The organism is Microcystis sp. LE19-195.1E (genome assembly GCF_027532095.1).
Lineage (GTDB): Bacteria > Cyanobacteriota > Cyanobacteriia > Cyanobacteriales > Microcystaceae > Microcystis > Microcystis aeruginosa.
Genome location: NZ_JAPZSZ010000231.1, coordinates 15,868 through 34,767 on the forward strand (window position 1 = coordinate 15,868; position 18,900 = coordinate 34,767).

Consider the following 18,900-nt stretch of genomic DNA (forward strand, 5'->3'; position numbering starts at 1 on the left):
GATAGTGAGAAGCTAAATGGACATAACCCTATTGCCCAAATTGGGTAACTTATCTAGAATAAGTATATGAAAAGAGGAGGAGACGTGATGGAGTATCAGAATTTTTCCCTCATTAAAGAAGATATTCAGGCTGATGCTTGCGGACGGATTAGCCTTGGGACTGAATGTAGCAACCGTCACTATCGAATACTGATGAATGCAAGCGGGGAGCTTCTTTTGGTTCCCATGGTGGCGATTCCAGAGGGAGAACTATGGGCTTTTCAGAATCCTAGTGTCCGCGAGTCGCTCAAACGGGGACTCGCAGAAGCCCGCACAGGAAATTTCGCTGAAGAAACAGTCGATTTAGGCGCTATGCTTAAGTTAGCTGAATCTATTCCTGATGAAGTCGAGGAGTAAATGAGTTTCTCTAGCGACTAAAAACGCTATACTCTTAGTAAATTGTCAGCAGATTATGAATAAATCAGTTGAATTAATTTAAATATCGAGGAAGCTAGAAAGAATATGAAAGTTTTTATTAGTCATGCCTTTACTGAGGCTAAGTTAGCTAAGAGAGTTGCTGATTCTCTCAAAGAAGATGGCTTTCAAGTTTGGGATGCTGCTGAAATGTTACCCGGGGAAAACTGGGCTAATAACATAGGTAAAGCCTTACAAGAATCTGAAGCAATGATAGTCTTATTAACACCAGAATCACTGAAGCCTTTTAATGTTGTTTCTGATATTAGTTATGCAATTGGAGAAGAAAAGTATCAAGGTCGTATCATTCCTGTTATTGTCTCTTCCTCAGATAATTCAAACCTAGAACATATTCCTTGGATTCTCAAAAAATTTCCAATGATTTTCGTCCCTAATCTTGAACAAGACAATCAAGAATTGAAAGAAATTACACAGGCACTTAAAAATACGACAAGCTCCGACGGACTGACTCATGAGATACACCACTTTTAGATTTGGCTTGTCTCATCCCAAGCTATGCTTTGTCTAATTTTAACTATATGTTGATGGAGTTGTTGACGAATATTTGCAGACATAAGCTAAGTTGTTTTAATGATTTACTCAATCTGATTACACTAAACTGCCAAGCGGAGATTGGCGATAAGGGGAAGTTGGAGTTCGTTGTTTTCTTGTAGTCTTTGGGAGAAAAAAAGGATTTCTAGGTTTTCTATTTCTTCGGTTTTTGGGTTGACTCTCACGATAATATCATCTCCTAATTCTTCGGATTCTTGTTCGGTATAGGGAGCGCATTTGTTAATATAGAGAATGTCTCCAGTGGGGTCATATTTAATAATTAGGTTTGCTGCCATTCGGCTCTTCTAGGTTCTGTGTGATAAGTTTAACTTACTATATGATCGATCGATCTTTGTGTCCTTTGTGTCTTTGTGGTTCGTTCCACTCCCTCGCTAGGAGGAATGTATCTTAGAATACATTTTACCCACCAAATCCAAGAGAGCCGCCATTCGATTTGTCCTCCTGTTATAGCGCTACGCGCAAGTCAGAAATCAAAAGTACAACCTGAGAGGGTTTCGGAGATTGTAAATATCCTAACAGCCTTGGCGGTTGTCATAATTATACTAACCTCAAGCCTCAAAGGAATTACTCAACAGCTTCATCGCCGAACACTTCGAGATCCCAAGACAAACCAATATTTCCCCCGTAGGGGCGCAATGATTGCGCCCAAACAATGATTGCGCTCAAACAATCCCTGCGCCCAAAACCCATTCTAACCCTCCAGCAAACCCCGCACCTCCTCAACCCCAACCCCCAAAACAGAAGCAATACCGACAAAAATCTCCTCATCTTGCGTTTGCTGATAAAGAGCAACAAGACGAGGCAAAGAAAAGGTTTGTACCCTGTAACCATCGTTAAATTCTGCCCAAATTTGTAAGGCTTGCAGGTAATAACTTTTGGCTTGGCTCAATTCCCCAACTTCTTGCGCTACCGATCCCAAATTGTGCAGGGTTCTGGCTTGGGAGAAGCGATCCCCATATTCAATGTAGATCTCAATAGCTTGCAGGTAGTAGCTTCGGGCTTGCTCCCATTCCCTCAATTGTTGCGCTACCGATCCCAAATTGTGCAGGGTGCTGGCTTGGGAGAAGCGGGCGCTTTGCGTGCCTCCGGCAGCGCCATATTCAATCTTGATCTCAATAGCTTGCTGGTAGTAGCTTCGGGCTTGCTCCCATTCCCTCAATTCTTGCGCTACGATTCCCAAATTGTGCAGGGTGCGGGCTTGGGAGTAGCGATCGCCATATTCAATGAAGATCTCAATAGCTTGCTGGTAGTAGCTTCGGGCTTGCTCCCATTCCCTCAATTCTTGCGCTACTATTCCCAAATTGTGCAGGGTGGTGGCTTGGGAGTAGCGATCGCCATATTCAATGCAGATCTCAAGAGCTTGCTGGTAGTAGCTTCGGGCTTGCTCCCATTCCCTCAATTCTTGCGCTAAATATCCCAACTGGTGCAGGGTTCTGGCTTGGGAGTAGCGGGCGCTTTGCGTGCCTCCGGCAGCGCCATATTCAATGTAGATCTCAATAGCTTGCTGGTAGTAGCTTCGGGCTTGCTCCCATTCCCTCAATTCTTGCGCTACCATTCCCAAACAGTGCAGGGTGCTGGCTTGCAAAGATTGCTTAACTTGACTGTAACTTTCACTAATTTGCTTGATTAATTCGAGGCTTTTTTGGTAAATCTCTTTCGCTTTCTGATAATTTTTACTTAGTAAATATTTGCTTCCTGTCTCGAAAATTATACCAATGATTTCTATTGCCACCTGCCCTTGTTTGGCTTCAGGGGGATAGTTTTCAAAAGTTTCGAGAACGAACTCTAGGAGCTTTAAATTAGTCTGAGTATCTTGGTTTAAATCCAGATAACTATTCAAGCAAGTAATAATACTAAGTACGCTTTCTTGCTGATTGAGGGCGATTTGCAACGCATTAAACAGATTTTCATACTCCCAGCGACAGAACAATATCCCTAACTGCTTCTCTTGCGGATTTTTGGAATTTAGTAAGTTACTATAATTACCTGCCAAGCCTCGGTAATGATTCTTAAAACCCTCCCAAATTGCTGCTTGCGTCTCTGGTGCTAATTCCTTTAACTTCGTCTTCAGGAAGTAGGGAAAAATGGGCTGGATAGTCAATAAACTCGGCATTTCTTCACTCATCGGCGAAAGCAAACCCCAATGAATCGCTTCTTCAATCGCTGCATCAAATTGGTCAAATTGATAGCCTTGTAAAGGTTCTAATTGCTGTAGTTGTTGGCTATATTGACGAATAACACCCCTGAAAATAACCCCACTAAAAGGCGCTAAACAGAGTAACAGCTTCTGCGCCTCCTCCGACAAATTACTGTGGGAATATTCCACACATTTGATGATATTATTAGTCTTATCCTTATCCCCCACATCAGCTAATTCCGCCAACTGTAACCCTTGCCAAATCTCCTCCGGTGACTGTCGCTTCAGATTCGCTAATACCACTTCCATCGCCAACGGATATCCCGCCAACAACTTCATCAAGCGCTTAAAATAATCATCCTTTTTAATCGCATTTTTCCGACTCTTCGCCTGACGTTCTAAGATTCTCTCCGCTAATTCAGTTCTCGACTCTTGGTCTAATCCTTGTAACTGATAGATGTTCTCCTTAAAAGTCCTGCGTTGCAGCCAAGTTTCCTCACTGCGAGAACCCAAAATCACCTTCGTTTTTCCCCCGACCAAATTCTTGAGAAATTCGGCGATTTCTTCCCTCTCATTCTCCGGTAAAGTATTCTGAATTGCTAACGGTTGTCCCGTCACCGACTCCAGATTATCTAAAATGAGAATATACGCCTCACTGCGGAGTTTTTGCTCTAGTTTCTTTACCCGCGCTTTCAGGTTCATCGCTTGGAAACTCGCCTGTTCAAAGCGATTATAAATTCCCTGACCGATTTCATAGACAATCTGTTCTAACGTCCAAGCTTTTCTATCATAACCAAAATAGAAAATATGGGTCGCCCAGTTGGTTTTCTGCCACCATTCTCGTAGATAATTGAGTAAGGTAGTTTTTCCTGTCCCTCCCATTCCTTTGAGTAAAAGGATATTATGTTTCAGCAGCGCCTTTTCCATCTTGAGAATTTCTAAATCCCTGCCGACAAAGCCGTATTCTGGTAAAGGAAAGACATATTGATTGCCGATATGTTCCCAGTATTTTTCCTCCTCTTCTGGAGTAAATGGACGCAAATTGAGATTAATTTTACCGCGACAATAAATCACTGGTAATAACCAATCTTCCAAATCTATTATCGTATTATAATAGGCGCGGCGTTGCTTATTATTGAATAACTCTAACCGTCCTTTTCGCATCGCTTCCGTTAGGTCTTTTCCGTTCAATAATTGCTGATAAATTGGTTTCATCATCAACTTAGCTGCAGAAACCGTCACCGAATATCCCATCGCCACCACTGCTTGCATTCCCGCAGTCATCAAACGACTCCCTAAACTGGTTTCCCGATAGTCTTCTGATTCTTGGGAAATTTGCTTTGCTGACTGACAAGCATTGAGAATACAAATAGGGATATTTTTCCCAGTGAGTAAATTCGCTAATTCCGTCGCTTCTACCGGAGTCGCTTGACCTTTTTCTTCTCCTTCCAGAAACAGAAAAGCTTTTACTCCCTCATATTCTGCTAAATCCTCCAGTCCCCATCCCCTTTGATAGCGCCAAGAATCCCCGTGAACCTGTCTTTGGTACTGTTCATATTCCATTAATCCGCCATGAACATCGAAATGAATAACATGATAGTATCCTTCTCCCTTCTCATCCAGATGTCTGGTTAGTGATTCATAAGTTCCGGGACGCAAAATATCAATTTTTACCGGTATTTCACTACTATTTACCAGTTCTACTAAAGGACGGGAAATAGTGCGATAGTTAACATCAGATTCCTCATTAGGACGCGCAATCACCACCAGGAGATTGATAGTAGGATAAGTGGCCATTTGCACCGGGACAACTGTAGCCCCTCGACGCTGACGGGAGATGATACAATCTATAGAAAAGGGACGCGGTAAATCAGGATCTTTCAGCGCTTCCCAATGTAAAGCTTGAAATTCTGGCGACTGACTTTCGATGATAATTTGCAGTTGACTTAACTGCTTTCGCAAGTCTCGATATTCCCCATAAGCATCAAAATTACGCTTAAAAACTTGCTCAAATAAATTTTCGCCATAGTTTTGGACACTGTTGGCGGCTTTTTGCGCCTTATCCGTGTCTAGGGTGGGAAATACTAACCATTCCTCAAAGTACCATTCTAGGTCTTTTTCTTCTTGGTTAGTAAAGGGGTCAGTAACCGTAATTGGGTAGCTGTTACCGCTATCAAAATTGAGAGTAGCAGTAAAGCCACCATCGTTAATTCCTTCTTCGCGGATGGTGAGGACTAACATAGAGATAAGTTTAGAATTGTTCTATTACAACTCTTCAGCAGTTTAACGCTATTATACTGGGAAAAACCTATTGCTTTTAGCCTATGGATGTTCGAGCGGCAGTTGCCCTAGAAGCGGGAAAACCCCTAACTATTGAAACGGTAAAATTAGCAGCACCGCAAGCGGGGGAAGTGTTAGTAGAAATCAAAGCCACGGGAGTTTGTCACACCGATGCCTATACTCTCTCTGGGTCCGATCCTGAAGGCTTATTTCCCTCAATTTTAGGCCATGAGGGGGCCGGAATCGTGGTAGAAGTGGGAGAAGGTGTCACTAGCCTAAAAGTGGGGGATCATGTTATTCCCCTATACATTCCCGAATGTCGTCAGTGCGAATACTGTCTCAGCTTTAAAACCAATCTCTGTCAAGCGATTCGTCTTACCCAAGGTCGGGGAGTAATGCCAGATGGAACCAGTCGTTTTTCCCTCGATGGTCAGCCTCTTTATCACTACATGGGAACCTCGACTTTTGCTAACTATACCGTGCTGCCGGAGATTTCCCTAGCTAAGATTCGCCCCGATGCTCCCTTTGAAAAAGTCTGTTATATCGGCTGCGGAGTCACTACAGGTATCGGTGCGGTGATTAATACCGCTAAAGTGGAACCGGGGGCAAAAGTGGTGGTTTTTGGTCTGGGAGGTATCGGTTTAAATGTTATTCAAGGGGCCCGTTTGGTGGGGGCCGATATGATTGTCGGGGTCGATATCAATCCCCAGAAACAAGCTTTAGCGACCAAATTCGGGATGACTCATTTTGTTAATCCCCAAGAAATCGAGGGGGATTTAGTGGCCTATCTGGTGGATTTAACTAAAGGTGGGGCCGATTATAGTTTTGAGTGTATCGGCAATGTCCAGATTATGCGTCAAGCTTTGGAATGTTGCCATAAGGGTTGGGGTGTTGCCACTATTATCGGTGTAGCCGGGGCCGGCCAAGAAATTAGTACCCGTCCTTTTCAATTAGTCACCGGACGCGTCTGGAAAGGTACGGCTTTTGGTGGGGCGAGAGGTCGTACAGATGTACCAAAAATAGTCGATTGGTACATGGAGGGCAAGATTAACATTGATGATTTAATCACCCACGTTCTACCTCTGGCAAGAATTAACGAGGCTTTTGACCTGATGCGCCAAGGGGATTCTATCCGCAGTGTGATTACATTTTGAACAGGGATAATGTTAAATTGGGTTAAGAAATACTTGACAAACTTTTAACTATATGTATGCGCCAGTTTCCTGGCCCTCTTTAACTTACTATAGAAGCGATCAATCTTTGTGTCCTCTGTGTCTGGAGTGGTTCCTTCCACTCCCAGTATTTACACCTATTTTGTTAAGATATATTGCAGATACCCTGAACTTTAGTAAAGAGAGGAGCTAAATCACCTAGTATTGCGTCCTTTTCAGTAAGCAGTAACCAGTGACCAGTGAAAAGACATCAGGAAAGTGCTATTTAAAACTACTCACTTAGAACTCAAATCTGATAACTGATGACTGATGGCTGATAACCGCCCTAATAACTTTTAAATTTTATAAGTATCTAAGCACAATTAATTACACATCTAAGCCACTACTCCGTCAGACTTCTGATGTGAGGAAACAGTGAACTGAAAACTCAAATCCGATCCCTAATAGCTTTATCCCGTCTCCTGTCTCCTGTCTCGGAGTCTCCTGTCTCGACTAGGAAAATAATTTTGCACGACTACTTAACTTTAAGCAAATGCGTAATAGCGGACTCCTCTCAAAAACCAAAGTCAAACTGAAACGGAAAAAAACGCTCACCTCGCCGACGCGGCCAGGGCCGAATAAATTACAGAATAAAATCAAAGATAAAGAGCGTCTAGTCGGTCGTCAGCGTCAGTCATGGCTAATTATGGGCTTAATTAGCCTTGTCCTGCTAGGAGGAGTCGGCTCGCGCTTGGCCTATTTACAACTGCAGCAAGGACAAATTAACCGAGAAAGGGCAGAAAATAACCGGATTCGCATTCTTCCCAAACCCCCAGTCCGGGGCAACTTATTTGATCGCAATGGCAAAGTTTTGGCTACGGCCCGTTTAACCCATGCGGCCTATATTTGGCCCAAATCCCAGCGTAATCCCGCTCAAAAACTCAATCTTGACCGTTTAGCCAGTATTTTAGGCATTCCCAAAAGCGACCTAGAAAAACGCATTAACGAAGCGGACGAAAACCCCTCCACCCTGATCCGCATCGCTAGGGGTTTAACTCCGGCTCAAATTATCGCCCTAGAGGAATACAAAGACGAATTAACCGGCATTGAAGTGGACGTGGAATCAGTGCGCTACTATCCCAATGGTAAAGTCGGGGCGCATATTCTCGGTTATACGGGGGAACTAACCCCGGAGGAATATCAAGCCAAAAGACCCCAGGGCTACCGATTGGGAGATGTCCTCGGTAAAATGGGTGTGGAAGCCGCCTACGAGTCAAAATTGCGGGGAGAATGGGGAGGAATGCAGTTAGAGGTCAACGGATCGGGACAAGTAATCCAAATTCTCGGCCAAAAAATTGCTAAACCGGGGCAAGATGTCACCCTGACACTAGATTTAAAACTCCAAAAAGCCGCCGAGGCCGCTTTAGGAAAACGCAAAGGTGCGATCGTGGCGATCGATCCCCGGGATGGTTCCGTGCGGGCCATGGTCAGTTATCCTAGTTTCGATCCCAATGTTTTCTCGGCCCCAATTACTACCGCCACTTGGAAAAAACTACAAGCGGAGGGCAACCCGTTTGTTAACCGCGCTCTCCAAGGATTCCCCCCCGCTTCCACCTTTAAAGTCGTCACTGCCACTGCCGGCATGGAATCGGGGAAATTTCCCCCCAATACGGTCTTAAATACCTTTGCTGCCCTTTATGTGGGGGGGACAGCTTTTGGGGAATGGAATCACGCCGGTTTTGGTCCGATCGGTTTTGTCCGGGCCATGGCCATGAGTAGTAACACTTTTCATGGTCAAATTGGTCGCGGAGTGGGGGGGCCGGCTTTAATTGCCATGGCTCGGCGCTACGGTTTCGGTCAGAAAACCGGGATAGAATTAGCGGAAGAAACTCCGGGGTTAATTGCCGATCGCGATTGGAAGCTGCGTAATTTTAAAAACTGGGATTGGTCCGTAGGGGATACGATTAATATGTCGATCGGTCAAGGATTTACCCTAGCGACTCCCCTACAGGTAGCTGTGATGTTTGCCGTCCCCGCTAACGGCGGTTTTTTGGTGAAACCGCACCTTTTACAGGATGCCCGGGATGTTAAGGAATGGCGAAAATCTTTGAACATGAAACCTAGCACCCTAGACACCCTGAGAAAGTCCCTGAGAGCCGTGGTAGCGGAAGGAACGGGTCGGGCCCTATCAGACCCCGCTTTACCGCCCGTAGCGGGCAAAAGCGGCACGGCAGAAGCACCCCCGGGGCAGTCCCACGCTTGGTTTGGAGCTTTTGCACCCTTCGACAAGCCCGAAATTGTCGTGGTCGCCTTTGCGGAACATTCCGGCGGTGGTGGTGGTAAAGTGGCCGCACCTATGGTACGTCAGGTAATGGAGGCTTATTTTAATGTCAAACCCAAAGAAGAAAAACCCCGGCCGAAGCCTTAGAGACCTGTGGCGGTAAGCGGCACACAGCGCACGGTAATTCCCGTCGCCGTGGCGATTTTTTCCGCCCAAATTGCCAATATTTCAGCGTTTACGGGTTTGAGAATTTGCATTCCGTCGGCAGCGGTGAGGGGATTATTACCGCGGGTTTCTAATTGTCTTTGTCTGGCCCGGGGACGGGTCGGGGTGTTAAGTTGAATTTCATCCGGTTGTAGCTGTTGCATCAAATCGATATACTGGTCTTGATCTTGGGGCGACCAAGAGGCCAGTAGCATGGTTTGAATTGCTAGTTTTCCCGACCATTCTTGGCGAAATTGTCTTAATCCCGACCAAAGACCCTGCCAATCCAGGCCGGGGACTGGACGGTTAACCCGTCGCCATTGGGCCTCGGAAACAGCATCGATTTTAGCGGCGACGATATCAGCTTTGCTCAAGTCTTGACGCACTTGGGCATCTCCCAAGAGGGTACTATTGGTTAAGACCGCCACCGGCCGCCTGGTCATTTCCTTGACGGTGGCCAGTATTTCCCCTAAATTGAGGGCGAGGGTGGGTTCCCCGCTACCACTGAGAGTGACTATATCCACTTCCCAGGGGGCAAAAGCACTTAAATCCCTGCTAATTTGTTCGCTGGTGATAAAAATTCTTCGTTGCTCGGTTTTTTGCTCAATTTCTCCTAACTGACAGTAGGCACAGTTAAAGGAACAGGTGGAAACTAAACCAATCGGATCAATGCCCAGGGAACTGCCGAAACGCCAAGAGGCAACCGGACCATATACGGAGCAGAAATAATCCTGGGGAGCAGTCATCGAAAATACCGAAAGAAGACGGAGAGGGAGGGATTCGAACCCTCGGTACGGTCTTACGATTCGTACAACAGATTAGCAATCTGCCGCATTCGACCACTCTGCCACCTCTCCAAGATGACATTATTTTAGTCTAACATAAAGGTCTGATTTTTGGCAAGTAATTTTTGGGCAGTTAATCGCCTAAACGACCATCCTCCATATTGACAATGCGATCGGCGATGTCGAGAATCCGGTTATCGTGGGTGACAAGTAAAATCGTGCAACCTTGTTCTTTTGCCAATTTCTGCATGATTTCCACCACATCGCGCCCAGATTGTTTATCTAAGGCCGCGGTCGGTTCATCAGCGAGGACTAATTTGGGATGACTGACGAGGGCGCGAGCGATCGCAACCCGTTGTTTTTGTCCCCCCGATAGATCGTGGGGATAGTAATCAACGCGGTTGCCTAAACCGACTGACTCCAGAATTGCCGCCGCTTTTTGATCGAGATCTTGTTCTAAAAACTCCTCGTGCAGTTCCAAAGACATCCTAACGTTTTGTTTCGCTGTGAGGAATTTTAGTAAATTATGTGCTTGAAAAATATAGCCAATTTGTCGGCGAATTTTCAGCATTTTGCCCTTACTAATTCCTAACATTTCTTGGCCGAGAATTTTTAAACTGCCCGCTTGTGCCGATCGCAAACCTCCCATTAAACTCAATAAAGTAGTTTTCCCCGATCCCGAAGGACCAGTCATAATCACTACTTCCCCCGCTTTAATTTCCAGATCGATATCGTATAAAACCTGTTTTCTTAATTCCCCCGTGCCAAAATAGTGATTTAAGCCTTTAATGGCAATTACGGGTTCATTAGGGCTAAAATCGACTAATTCTCGCTCTTTTTGAAAAATCTGCATTATTTCACCCTTGATAGCTTAAAAAATATCGGCTGGATCTGCTGTCCTTAATTTGCCCATAGCGACAATTCCAGAGGCAATACACATAATAATTGTCAGGATTAAAACTTCGATCGCCCTAGCGGTAGTCATCACTATGGGTAAAAGTGTAGCGGAGGAAGCGAGATTATAAACACCGAGAGAGACGATAAACCCGGGTATATACCCCAAAACCGCTAGTAATAAAGCCTCTTGCATCAAAACCCCGACTAAATACCAATCACCGTAACCCATAGCTTTTAGGGTAGCGTATTCGGGTAAGTGATCGGTGACATCGGAATAGAGAATCTGATAGACAATGACGATACCGACGATAAAACCGACTACTGTACCTAAACCAAAGATAAAACCAATCGCTGTACTATTAGCCCAATAGGTTTTTTCCCTTTCAGCAAATTCTTTTAAAGTAAGGACTATTACTTCATTTTTCGGGAAAAGTGCCTGTAAATTGACCTTAACTGCCTCGATATTTGCCCCCGGTTGCAGTTTCACCAGTCCTATATCGATTTCGTGGGGTTGGCGTTCGGGAAAGAGCCTTAAAAAGGTAGAATCACTGCTAATGACGTTACTATCGGCAGCAAAGGAGGCACCAAGGGTAAAAATTCCCGCTACCTGTACCTCTTTTCTATTTAACTGAACTGTCAAATCGGGGTTTTTCTGGAGTAAATCGGCAATTGGACCGAATTCTGGTCTTCCTGCTTGATCGTACAAGACGCGATTTAACATCTTTAGATCACTGGATTTTTGATTGACTTCTGGGAGAGTAAAAACCCGTTGACTGGGATCAAAACCAAAGACTAAAGTAGTTCTTTCTAGGGCAGTTTCGGGATTGCGCCACTGGGCCGAAGCAATATAAACTGAGGCTAAAGATTGAATGCCCTCGACTCTTTGAGCTTGGTACAAGCGATCGCGTGAAAAACTTTTCACCGCAAAGAGGGTATCGAATTGGGGATTAATCAGGACTAAATCCGCATCGAGGACATAATGGGGTTTAACGGAAGAATCAAATAAGGCATCCCGAAACCCCAACTGCGTGAAAATTAGGAAGTCAGCAAAGGCAATCCCGGCAATAGCCACGATCAAACGGGTTTTCTCTCGCGTCACCTGTAACCAAGATAGGGGCGTTTTTTTGAATAGATGGGTTAGTTTCATGGAAAACCTACTCATTGATAGTTACAGTTACTTGGGAATTGGTTAAACCTGCCACTTTTTCACTGTTTTCGCGATCTAAGGCAATGCGGACAGAGATCACTTTGCGATCGAAGTTTTCTCCCGGTTGATTGCTGAAGATATTTTGTTGGTCAACTTTTAAAGCAATTAAGCGCACTTTTCCGCTAACTTCGCCCTTAAACGCCGATCCGGTAATCGTGGCAGTTTGTCCCTTGCGAATTTTCCCGATATCGCTTTGATAGATTTCGGCAATTACTTCCATGCGCTCGGTTTCAGCGAGGTCAACAATTCCTTGATCGCTGATTTGTTCCCCGATACGGGTATTGACTTTAATCACTTTGCCGGTAATTGGCGATCGAATATAAGCCTGATTTAACTCGGTTTGGGCCTTTTTAACGGCAACTAGGGCAGCATTTACCTCCGCTTGGGCTGCCTGCACATCGACTCCCCGCACTTCCGAGACTTGATTTAAAGTGGATCTGGCCTCTTTGATCTGCTGTTGACCGGTGGATTCAATCCGGGCTAGGGTAGTCTTGGCTTCTTGTATCTGTTGTTTACCGGTGCTTTCAATTCTCTCTAGGGTAACTTTTGCTTCTGTTAGTTGTTGATTACTGGTTTCTAAATTCAGTCTTTTACTATCAAAACTAGAGGCGGAAATTGCCCCTTCTTGATAGAGTTTTTCGTAGCGATCAAATTCAGCTTTGGCATTGCGATATTCTGCTTCTAATTTGCCAATTGTCGCTTTTTGGGCGGCTATATCCCCTTCTAATTGCGCTGTTAATCTTTGGATAGTTGTCCGTTGGTTTGCTTGATCCCCTACCCATTGTGCCTCGATTTTTCGCACGTTAGCGGCATTAGCATCGATTTCGCCGACTTTTGCCCCAGCTTTAACCTGTTCTACCTTGGATGCGGCTACTTTCACCTGTTCTTGTGCCTGTCGCAGGTTATCCTCTAATCTTTCCTGACTTTCGAGAATGGCGATTATTTGTCCTTTTTTGACGCTATCTCCTTCATCGACTAATAATTGCTTGACTCGATCGGAATCAAGCAACATCGGGGCAGATATGCTGATAATTTCTGTCCTCGGTTCAATTCTGCCTAAAGCGGTGATTTTTTGCGGTACGGGTGACGGAATTACAGGGGTTTTGGTTTCGGGTTTGCTGGCGAATTGGGAAAGACTATAAAAGGTGGTTATTCCTAATAATCCTGTGCCTAATACTATTAACCCGATCATTAACTTTTGATTTGGTTTCACAAAAGTTTTACCTTTCATATTTTTTGAGTTAATAAGTGATTGTTGGGGGTTAACAGTTTTTCTGCAAATAAGTAGTAAGAATTTTACCTAATAATTCCATTTGTTCATTGATCGCAATCTGTTCATTGCACCACAGGCGCTCTAATATCAGTCCATTAATAACGCTGACAACTAACCAAGCTACACTCGGATCGCTAATACCTAAAATCTCGATTACTGCCTGATGATAGCGGCGATCAACGCACTCAAAAAGTTGACTACGACTGAGTTCTTCTCGTCCTTGGTATTGAGAATAATCAATCCATAAGAATAATTGTTTGATGCAGGAATCCTCGCGATTGGTCATAAATTTTCCGAGAATTTTTAGCTTTTCTATCAGGGTTTTTCCTCGATCAATCTCGGCTTTAGCTAATAAAACATCCTGCCGGCACATCTCCTCGACTAATTGCTCGAAAAGTGCCGCTTTACTGGGAAAGTAGTGGTACAGCGTTCCCGTGGACACTCCCAATCCTTGCGCTAATTCTCTCGTCGTCATGTCAGCATAGCCTTTCTCGGCAAAGAGTTCGGCACTTTTTAAGAGGAGTTCTTTTCGGTATTGTTCTACATCTACTATCTTAGGCATAAGTTTAATATCGAACGTTCGTTATATTTTAGCTTAACATTACTATAAATGGGGAAATCGGCTGTCCCTTTGCCTGTATGCTAGAAAGAGGAGCTAATTCGTTATTGAGCGAGCTTTTTCGCAAGGATTGACAGTATGGGTAATATTCACGAGCAGTTATTAGAGGAATTAGCCGAAGTGGAGTGGAGTGACTTGATCCCCCATGCTCAAAGGGATGCGCTGATCCTAGTTTCCGATTCCCTCAATTTAATCGAAGTGGCAGAAGCGATCGCTGGTGATCAGGTTGCTCAAGTGCAGAATTGGATCGGGGAAAAACTACTGGAAAAACCGACACAGGAGCAATTAAGCGATTGGAATTCCCATCCCGATAACCTTTTTAATACACTAATCGTGCAACCTTTTGTGTTAATTCAGGCCGTAGTTTAGATGAAAAAATAGGAATTGTTGAAAAACTTGGCTCTTCTAGAGTAGTTAGGGACTTGCGCTTTGATAATGTACCATCTGGCTGGTCTGGTTCTTCTAGAGAGCGATTTTCTGGCTGGGATATTATTCCTACGCAAGTCCCTTATGATGTATAGCAATTCAATTTGAGACGTAAATAAGTCCTGCTATGGTAAAATAGAGAAGTTGTGTCAAGAAATGAAAGAAAAAAGGATCTTCGTTACTTGGTCTGGTTCGATAGGGGGGCATAAATCGACTAAATCCTTATCTGGCAAGAGATAATTGATTAGTTCGCTCTAGATCAAAAACAATTGACAAAAATCCCCAAACATTGCTATGAAGATCCCTGTGCCGTGAAATAGTTGATAAACACTAGCGTTGTTTTGTACCATACCAGTCATTATTTCGACGATTATGACTAATTTCTCCAATCAAAGTCTAAGCAACCGCTCGTTTGCAGGAGAAAACCTTGCAGGAGCAAACTTTCGCAATGCCGATATTCGCGGTTGTGATTTCACCAATGCCAACCTCGAAGGAGCCGATTTTTCAGGTGTAAGGACAGGTAAAAGTCTCAGGCAACAGGTTATTCTGATTTCGTGTGTGATTACAGAAACACTTATTTCTATTGCAGTCGCTATCTTCGCCTTTGGGGTTTTGGCTACATTTATATTTGAAAAAATTTTTGCGAATGTAACCACATTTAACGGTTTATTTGCAGGATGTGTTGCGTTTGGGAGTGGGGTTTTATTGTGTTTTTTGTATTTATTATTTCGCCTGATTACAAAAACACACCATAAGGATTTGCCAATGGGTCAATCCATAGTTGCTGTGTTTGTGGGAGTAATTATAATTTTAGGAAAGATGGGATTTGGAGAATTTATAAAAGGGAATATTTTTGGAGGAATTTTTTACTTTAGTCTAGCCATATTTTGCAGTTGGCTAACATGGTTTGGAATTGTATTGGCAGTTCGTACATTTCAACGAGCAACAGGAACATCGTTCACCAAGGCAAATCTTTCCTACGCTCAGTTTATTCAATCCACGTTAACTGGTTGTGACTTTTCCAATTCTGATATCAGTAACGCTAAATTTTACAAAGCAAACTTACGAAATTCTGTTTTAACTAACATCAATGCTGACGGTACAGATTTTTCAGGTGCAATCTTTAAGGGAGCGTACATTCAGAATTGTAGAATCAATGATAATACAAAATTCGATGATGTTATTTGGAGTAGAAAAGCAAAGACTGGATGGCTTGATTTCTCCAATCAAGATCTACGGAATTACTCATTTAAAGATGATCAAAACTTAGTAGGAGCAAACTTTCGCAATGCCGATATTCGCGGTTGTGATTTCACCAATGCCAACCTTGAAGGAGCCAATTTTTCAGGTGTGAAGGCGGGACGAAGCCGCACTCAAGAAATTATTTTAATGGCAGTTGTCTTTGGGATTCTGATTCAGGGAGTGTTTGCTAGTGCGGTAGCGTTTAAGTTTGTAAATGCTTCTTTAATTGAGTTTGCTGGTGCAGTTGTGGGTTCTCTTATATTTTCATTGGGAATCACTTTTACATTTTTGTTCATATTCTCGTTAGCACCAATATTTGATAATGTGCTATCGGTATTACTTTTTTCTCCGGTTATGTATGTGGCTATGGATGGGTTCGCATTTGCGTCAATAGCTACGTTTAATGAATTTACAAAAGGAAGCTTTCTTTGGGGAATTTTTATTGCTGTTATAGCCTTATTTCTTGCGTTGGTGTTATATTTCATCTTCTATGGAATAATTTTAGAATTTCAGAAGATATTGGGGACATCCTTTAGTAAAACAAACTTGTTAGATGCTCAGTTTAGTCAATCCATACTAAGTAATTGTGACTTTTCTAATTCTGACCTCACAAATGCTACATTCCACCGCGCAAAACTACAAAATGTTAACCTCGCTAATGCTAAAGCTCACGGAACGGATTTTTCGAGAGCAAAGTTCAAAAATATCAATATTCAAAATTGGAGTATTGATGCGGATACCAATTTCAATGATGCCATTTTGAGTCGAGAGCTTATTACTACATTGCTTGACTCCTCTAATCAACATCCTATCAATGTGCAGGATGGAGAAACCGATACTGTATCTAATGTCAACCCCCTTGACTTCTCCAATCAGGATCTAAGGAATCGCTCATTTAAAGATAATCAAAACCTAGCAGGAGCAAACTTTCGCAATGCCGATATAAGAGGTTGTGATTTCACCAATGCCAATCTTGAAGGAGCAGATTTTTCGGGTGTAAAATCAGGACGAAGCCACCGTCAAAAAATTATTTTAATTGCAGTTGCTTTAGTAGTTATGATTCAGGGAGCGTTTGCAGCAAAAATTGCCTTTGAGTGTTCTAGTGCATCGATAATTCATTTGGCAGTGGCGGTTGTGGGTTTGTTGGGATTGTCGTTAGGGATAGCTTTTACGTTTTTGTTTATATCTACAACAGTTCCAGAGACTTCCACAGCAATACTTTTTTCTGCGGTTATGTTTGTGGCTATAGACGGATTTAATTTTGTTGCTATAACTACGTTTAATGAATTTACAAAAGGCAATCTTATTGTTGGAAATCTTCTTGCAGTTATCACTTTACTTCTGGGTTTAGTATCATGTTTCTTTTTTGCAGTATTGTGGATGGGATTTAAAGAACTTCAGAAGATATTGGGGACATCCTTTAGTAAAACAAACTTGTTAGATGCTCAGTTTAGTCAATCCATACTAAGTAATTGTGACTTTTCTAATTCTGACCTCACCAATGCTACATTCCACCGCGCAAAACTACAAAATGTTAACCTCGCTAATGCTAAAGCTCACGGAACAGATTTTTCGAGAGCAAAGTTCAAAAATATCAATATTCAAAATTGGAGTATTGATGCGGATACCAATTTCAATGATGCCATTTTGAGTCAAGAGCTTATTACTACATTGCTTGACTCCTCTAATCAACATCCCATCAATGTGCAGGATGGAGAAACCGATACTGTATCTAATGTCAACCCCCTTGACTTTTCCAATCAGGATCTAAGGAATCGCTCATTTAAAGATAATCAAAACCTAGCAGGAGCAAACTTTCGCAATGCCGATATTCGCGGTTGTGATTTCACCAATGCCAATCTTGAAGGAGCAGATTTTTCAGGTACAAAGGCAGGACGAAGCCGCACTCAAGAAATAACTTTCATTGTGGCCGTCTTGATAGGTGTCGTTCAGGGATTTTTGGGGTCGAAAGTATTGACATTTTCTTATGATTTTGGAGGATATATTTTAAGTATACCTATTATGATTTTAGGTTTGCTTATAGGTCTATTTGTAAGTCATTCTTTGATAACATTTTTACGTTCACTTTCTGAAAGCTTAAACAAAGAGTTTGTTAATGACACCTTGTTGATGTCCTTTTGCTCTGGATTTATTCTTGGTTTACACTTAATTCTTGCGCCATTTTGTTTATTTTTGTTATGGATGTTAATTGGAGACTTTGAACTAAAAACTGGAACATTTTTGAACAAAGCAAACCTATCCCGTACTCAGTTTATCGAAGCCACGCTGATCAATTGCGATTTCTCTAGTTCTGACCTCAACAATGCCACATTCTACAAAGCGACTTTGCGAAATTCTAACTTTGCTAATGCCAACGCCAACGGTACGGACTTTTCTAGTGCTAAATTAATAGGAACAAATAAGAAAAATTGGAATATTAATGCTGATACTAATTTTAATGAAACCATTTTTATTGAAAATATTAGTACGATATGGCTTGGTTTTTTAGTCAATTTCTTTAAAAAGGCAAACTTATTAGGTTTATTTTTAATGGGATTTTCTTTTGCTTGCTACATACCTCTTATAGTTCCTTTTGTCAATTCAAATATTCTTTTATTTTTAAAATTAATTATTGTAGTATGGCTCATATTTTCTATATTAATATCTCCACTTTTTTCTCGTTTTTCTGACAAAGATATAACAAAACTTAGAAAAAAACTTAGAATTCCTTTTATTGGCTTAATATTTACTACTTATATAATATATATTATTTATAGAATTTGTATACTTTTTGGAGGCGAGCATGAACATATTGGTGGTACGGGTTCTATTTCATTTTCATCGGCTGGCTCTCTACTAGGAGATATTTTCTGGCTTCCTATTTTATCTTTAGCTTTAGTAATTAGAAAGATAAGACGGAACGGTAGAAATTTATTTATTTCTATTATTTTTACTGTTAGCAGTTTTGCTTTTGGGATTGGTGTGGGATATTTAATTTTTGTAACATTGCCTAATTTGATTTTACTAGGTTGGATTACAATGCCTATAGGATTGTTGTTTTTAATATCTTCATTTCCATTTGAAGATAGCTAACTTTTACCAACAACGGAAAATCATATCAAAGGAGCAAAACTATGTCAGTATTCGATATGCGTCATCAGACAGTTACAAACCAAACAAATAATAATTATAGCTTTGCTGAAGCTCAAAATCAAGCCGATTTGATTATTGCTGGACTTCCCCGTTGACAAAAGGCCATAACCGGTGCTGTAGAAGGGATTAAGAGAATTTCCAGCCCCCCGTTACTGGGTACAAATTAGGGAAACTCCCAATAAATCTAACGCTTTTTGTTGCAGTTGGGTCGGTCGAGTT

13 protein-coding genes and 1 tRNA gene are annotated in these 18,900 nt (G+C 42.4%); 6 read left to right on the forward strand and 8 right to left on the reverse strand.

Annotation, left to right across the window (positions count from 1 at the left end):
- The first annotated feature begins 87 nt into the window (after positions 1–87).
- Together O9300_RS12940 and O9300_RS12945 are read left to right on the forward strand one after the other, a co-directional pair.
- Positions 88–396: a hypothetical protein gene (locus O9300_RS12940; RefSeq protein WP_287972031.1), complete on the forward strand. Its 309-nt coding sequence runs from the start codon at positions 88–90 to the stop codon at positions 394–396.
- Between the two features lie 105 nt (positions 397–501).
- Positions 502–945 carry a toll/interleukin-1 receptor domain-containing protein gene (locus O9300_RS12945; protein ID WP_002735722.1) on the forward strand — a complete coding sequence of 148 codons (444 nt, stop codon included), beginning with the start codon at positions 502–504 and terminating at the stop codon, positions 943–945.
- 122 nt (positions 946–1,067) lie between these two features.
- On the opposite strand, the gene O9300_RS12950 is transcribed toward O9300_RS12945, so the two are convergent.
- On the reverse strand, positions 1,068–1,301 hold the full coding sequence (locus O9300_RS12950; protein ID WP_002736855.1) for a DUF2283 domain-containing protein: 234 nt from the start codon (positions 1,299–1,301) through the stop codon (positions 1,068–1,070).
- 416 nt (positions 1,302–1,717) lie between these two features.
- Positions 1,718–5,404, reverse strand: a complete 3,687-nt coding sequence (locus O9300_RS12955) for a tetratricopeptide repeat protein (protein WP_287972032.1) — start codon at positions 5,402–5,404, stop codon at positions 1,718–1,720.
- An 83-nt stretch (positions 5,405–5,487) separates the two neighbouring features.
- On the opposite strand from O9300_RS12955, the gene O9300_RS12960 reads away from it, so the two are divergent.
- Positions 5,488–6,597 carry an S-(hydroxymethyl)glutathione dehydrogenase/class III alcohol dehydrogenase gene (locus tag O9300_RS12960; RefSeq protein ID WP_287972033.1) on the forward strand — a complete coding sequence of 370 codons (1,110 nt, stop codon included), beginning with the start codon at positions 5,488–5,490 and terminating at the stop codon, positions 6,595–6,597.
- 550 nt (positions 6,598–7,147) lie between these two features.
- On the forward strand, positions 7,148–9,022 hold the full coding sequence (gene mrdA / locus O9300_RS12965) for a penicillin-binding protein 2 (RefSeq protein WP_287972035.1): 1,875 nt from the start codon (positions 7,148–7,150) through the stop codon (positions 9,020–9,022).
- Here the strand turns inward: mrdA and O9300_RS12970 are convergent.
- From O9300_RS12970 to O9300_RS12995, 6 genes are all read right to left on the reverse strand, one after another.
- The gene (locus O9300_RS12970; protein ID WP_287972037.1) at positions 9,019–9,825 is read right to left on the reverse strand and encodes a radical SAM protein; all 807 of its coding nucleotides are present in this window, start codon (positions 9,823–9,825) and stop codon (positions 9,019–9,021) included. The two genes, mrdA and O9300_RS12970, sit on opposite strands and share 4 nt — an antisense overlap.
- Positions 9,826–9,844: 19 nt before the next feature.
- Positions 9,845–9,936 (reverse strand) — tRNA-Ser (locus tag O9300_RS12975).
- Positions 9,937–9,997: 61 nt separating this feature from the next.
- On the reverse strand, positions 9,998–10,717 hold the full coding sequence (locus O9300_RS12980) for a DevA family ABC transporter ATP-binding protein (RefSeq protein ID WP_287972039.1): 720 nt from the start codon (positions 10,715–10,717) through the stop codon (positions 9,998–10,000).
- Positions 10,718–10,735: 18 nt separating this feature from the next.
- Positions 10,736–11,908, reverse strand: coding sequence for an ABC transporter permease DevC (gene devC, locus O9300_RS12985; RefSeq protein WP_287972045.1), 1,173 nt, complete (start codon positions 11,906–11,908; stop codon positions 10,736–10,738).
- Positions 11,909–11,915: 7 nt separating this feature from the next.
- Positions 11,916–13,199, reverse strand: a complete 1,284-nt coding sequence (locus tag O9300_RS12990) for an ABC exporter membrane fusion protein (RefSeq protein ID WP_287972040.1) — start codon at positions 13,197–13,199, stop codon at positions 11,916–11,918.
- Between the two features lie 31 nt (positions 13,200–13,230).
- Positions 13,231–13,803, reverse strand: coding sequence for a TetR/AcrR family transcriptional regulator (locus tag O9300_RS12995; RefSeq protein ID WP_287972041.1), 573 nt, complete (start codon positions 13,801–13,803; stop codon positions 13,231–13,233).
- Between the two features lie 135 nt (positions 13,804–13,938).
- On the opposite strand from O9300_RS12995, the gene O9300_RS13000 reads away from it, so the two are divergent.
- A complete protein-coding gene (locus O9300_RS13000; RefSeq protein ID WP_002749972.1) occupies positions 13,939–14,229 on the forward strand; it encodes a DUF2288 domain-containing protein in 291 nt (96 codons plus the stop codon).
- Positions 14,230–14,658: 429 nt separating this feature from the next.
- Complete coding sequence (locus O9300_RS13005) at positions 14,659–18,621, forward strand: pentapeptide repeat-containing protein (protein ID WP_287972042.1); 3,963 nt, start codon at positions 14,659–14,661, stop codon at positions 18,619–18,621.
- Positions 18,622–18,900 lie beyond the last annotated feature (279 nt).

Excerpts from the sequence above, each read along its gene's own strand:
- O9300_RS13005 (WP_287972042.1), top strand. The coding sequence starts at position 14,659 with ATGACTAATTTCTCCAATCAAAGTCTAAGCAACCGCTCGTTTGCAGGA.
- O9300_RS13000 (WP_002749972.1), top strand. The coding sequence starts at position 13,939 with ATGGGTAATATTCACGAGCAGTTATTAGAGGAATTAGCCGAAGTGGAG.
- O9300_RS12990 (WP_287972040.1), bottom strand. The coding sequence starts at position 13,199 with ATGAAAGGTAAAACTTTTGTGAAACCAAATCAAAAGTTAATGATCGGG.
- O9300_RS12950 (WP_002736855.1), bottom strand. The coding sequence starts at position 1,301 with ATGGCAGCAAACCTAATTATTAAATATGACCCCACTGGAGACATTCTC.
- O9300_RS12945 (WP_002735722.1), top strand. The coding sequence starts at position 502 with ATGAAAGTTTTTATTAGTCATGCCTTTACTGAGGCTAAGTTAGCTAAG.
- O9300_RS12995 (WP_287972041.1), bottom strand. The coding sequence starts at position 13,803 with ATGCCTAAGATAGTAGATGTAGAACAATACCGAAAAGAACTCCTCTTA.
- O9300_RS12960 (WP_287972033.1), top strand. The coding sequence starts at position 5,488 with ATGGATGTTCGAGCGGCAGTTGCCCTAGAAGCGGGAAAACCCCTAACT.
- O9300_RS12940 (WP_287972031.1), top strand. The coding sequence starts at position 88 with ATGGAGTATCAGAATTTTTCCCTCATTAAAGAAGATATTCAGGCTGAT.
- mrdA (WP_287972035.1), top strand. The coding sequence starts at position 7,148 with ATGCGTAATAGCGGACTCCTCTCAAAAACCAAAGTCAAACTGAAACGG.
- O9300_RS12955 (WP_287972032.1), bottom strand. The coding sequence starts at position 5,404 with ATGTTAGTCCTCACCATCCGCGAAGAAGGAATTAACGATGGTGGCTTT.
- O9300_RS12970 (WP_287972037.1), bottom strand. The coding sequence starts at position 9,825 with ATGACTGCTCCCCAGGATTATTTCTGCTCCGTATATGGTCCGGTTGCC.
- O9300_RS12980 (WP_287972039.1), bottom strand. The coding sequence starts at position 10,717 with ATGCAGATTTTTCAAAAAGAGCGAGAATTAGTCGATTTTAGCCCTAAT.
- devC (WP_287972045.1), bottom strand. The coding sequence starts at position 11,908 with ATGAAACTAACCCATCTATTCAAAAAAACGCCCCTATCTTGGTTACAG.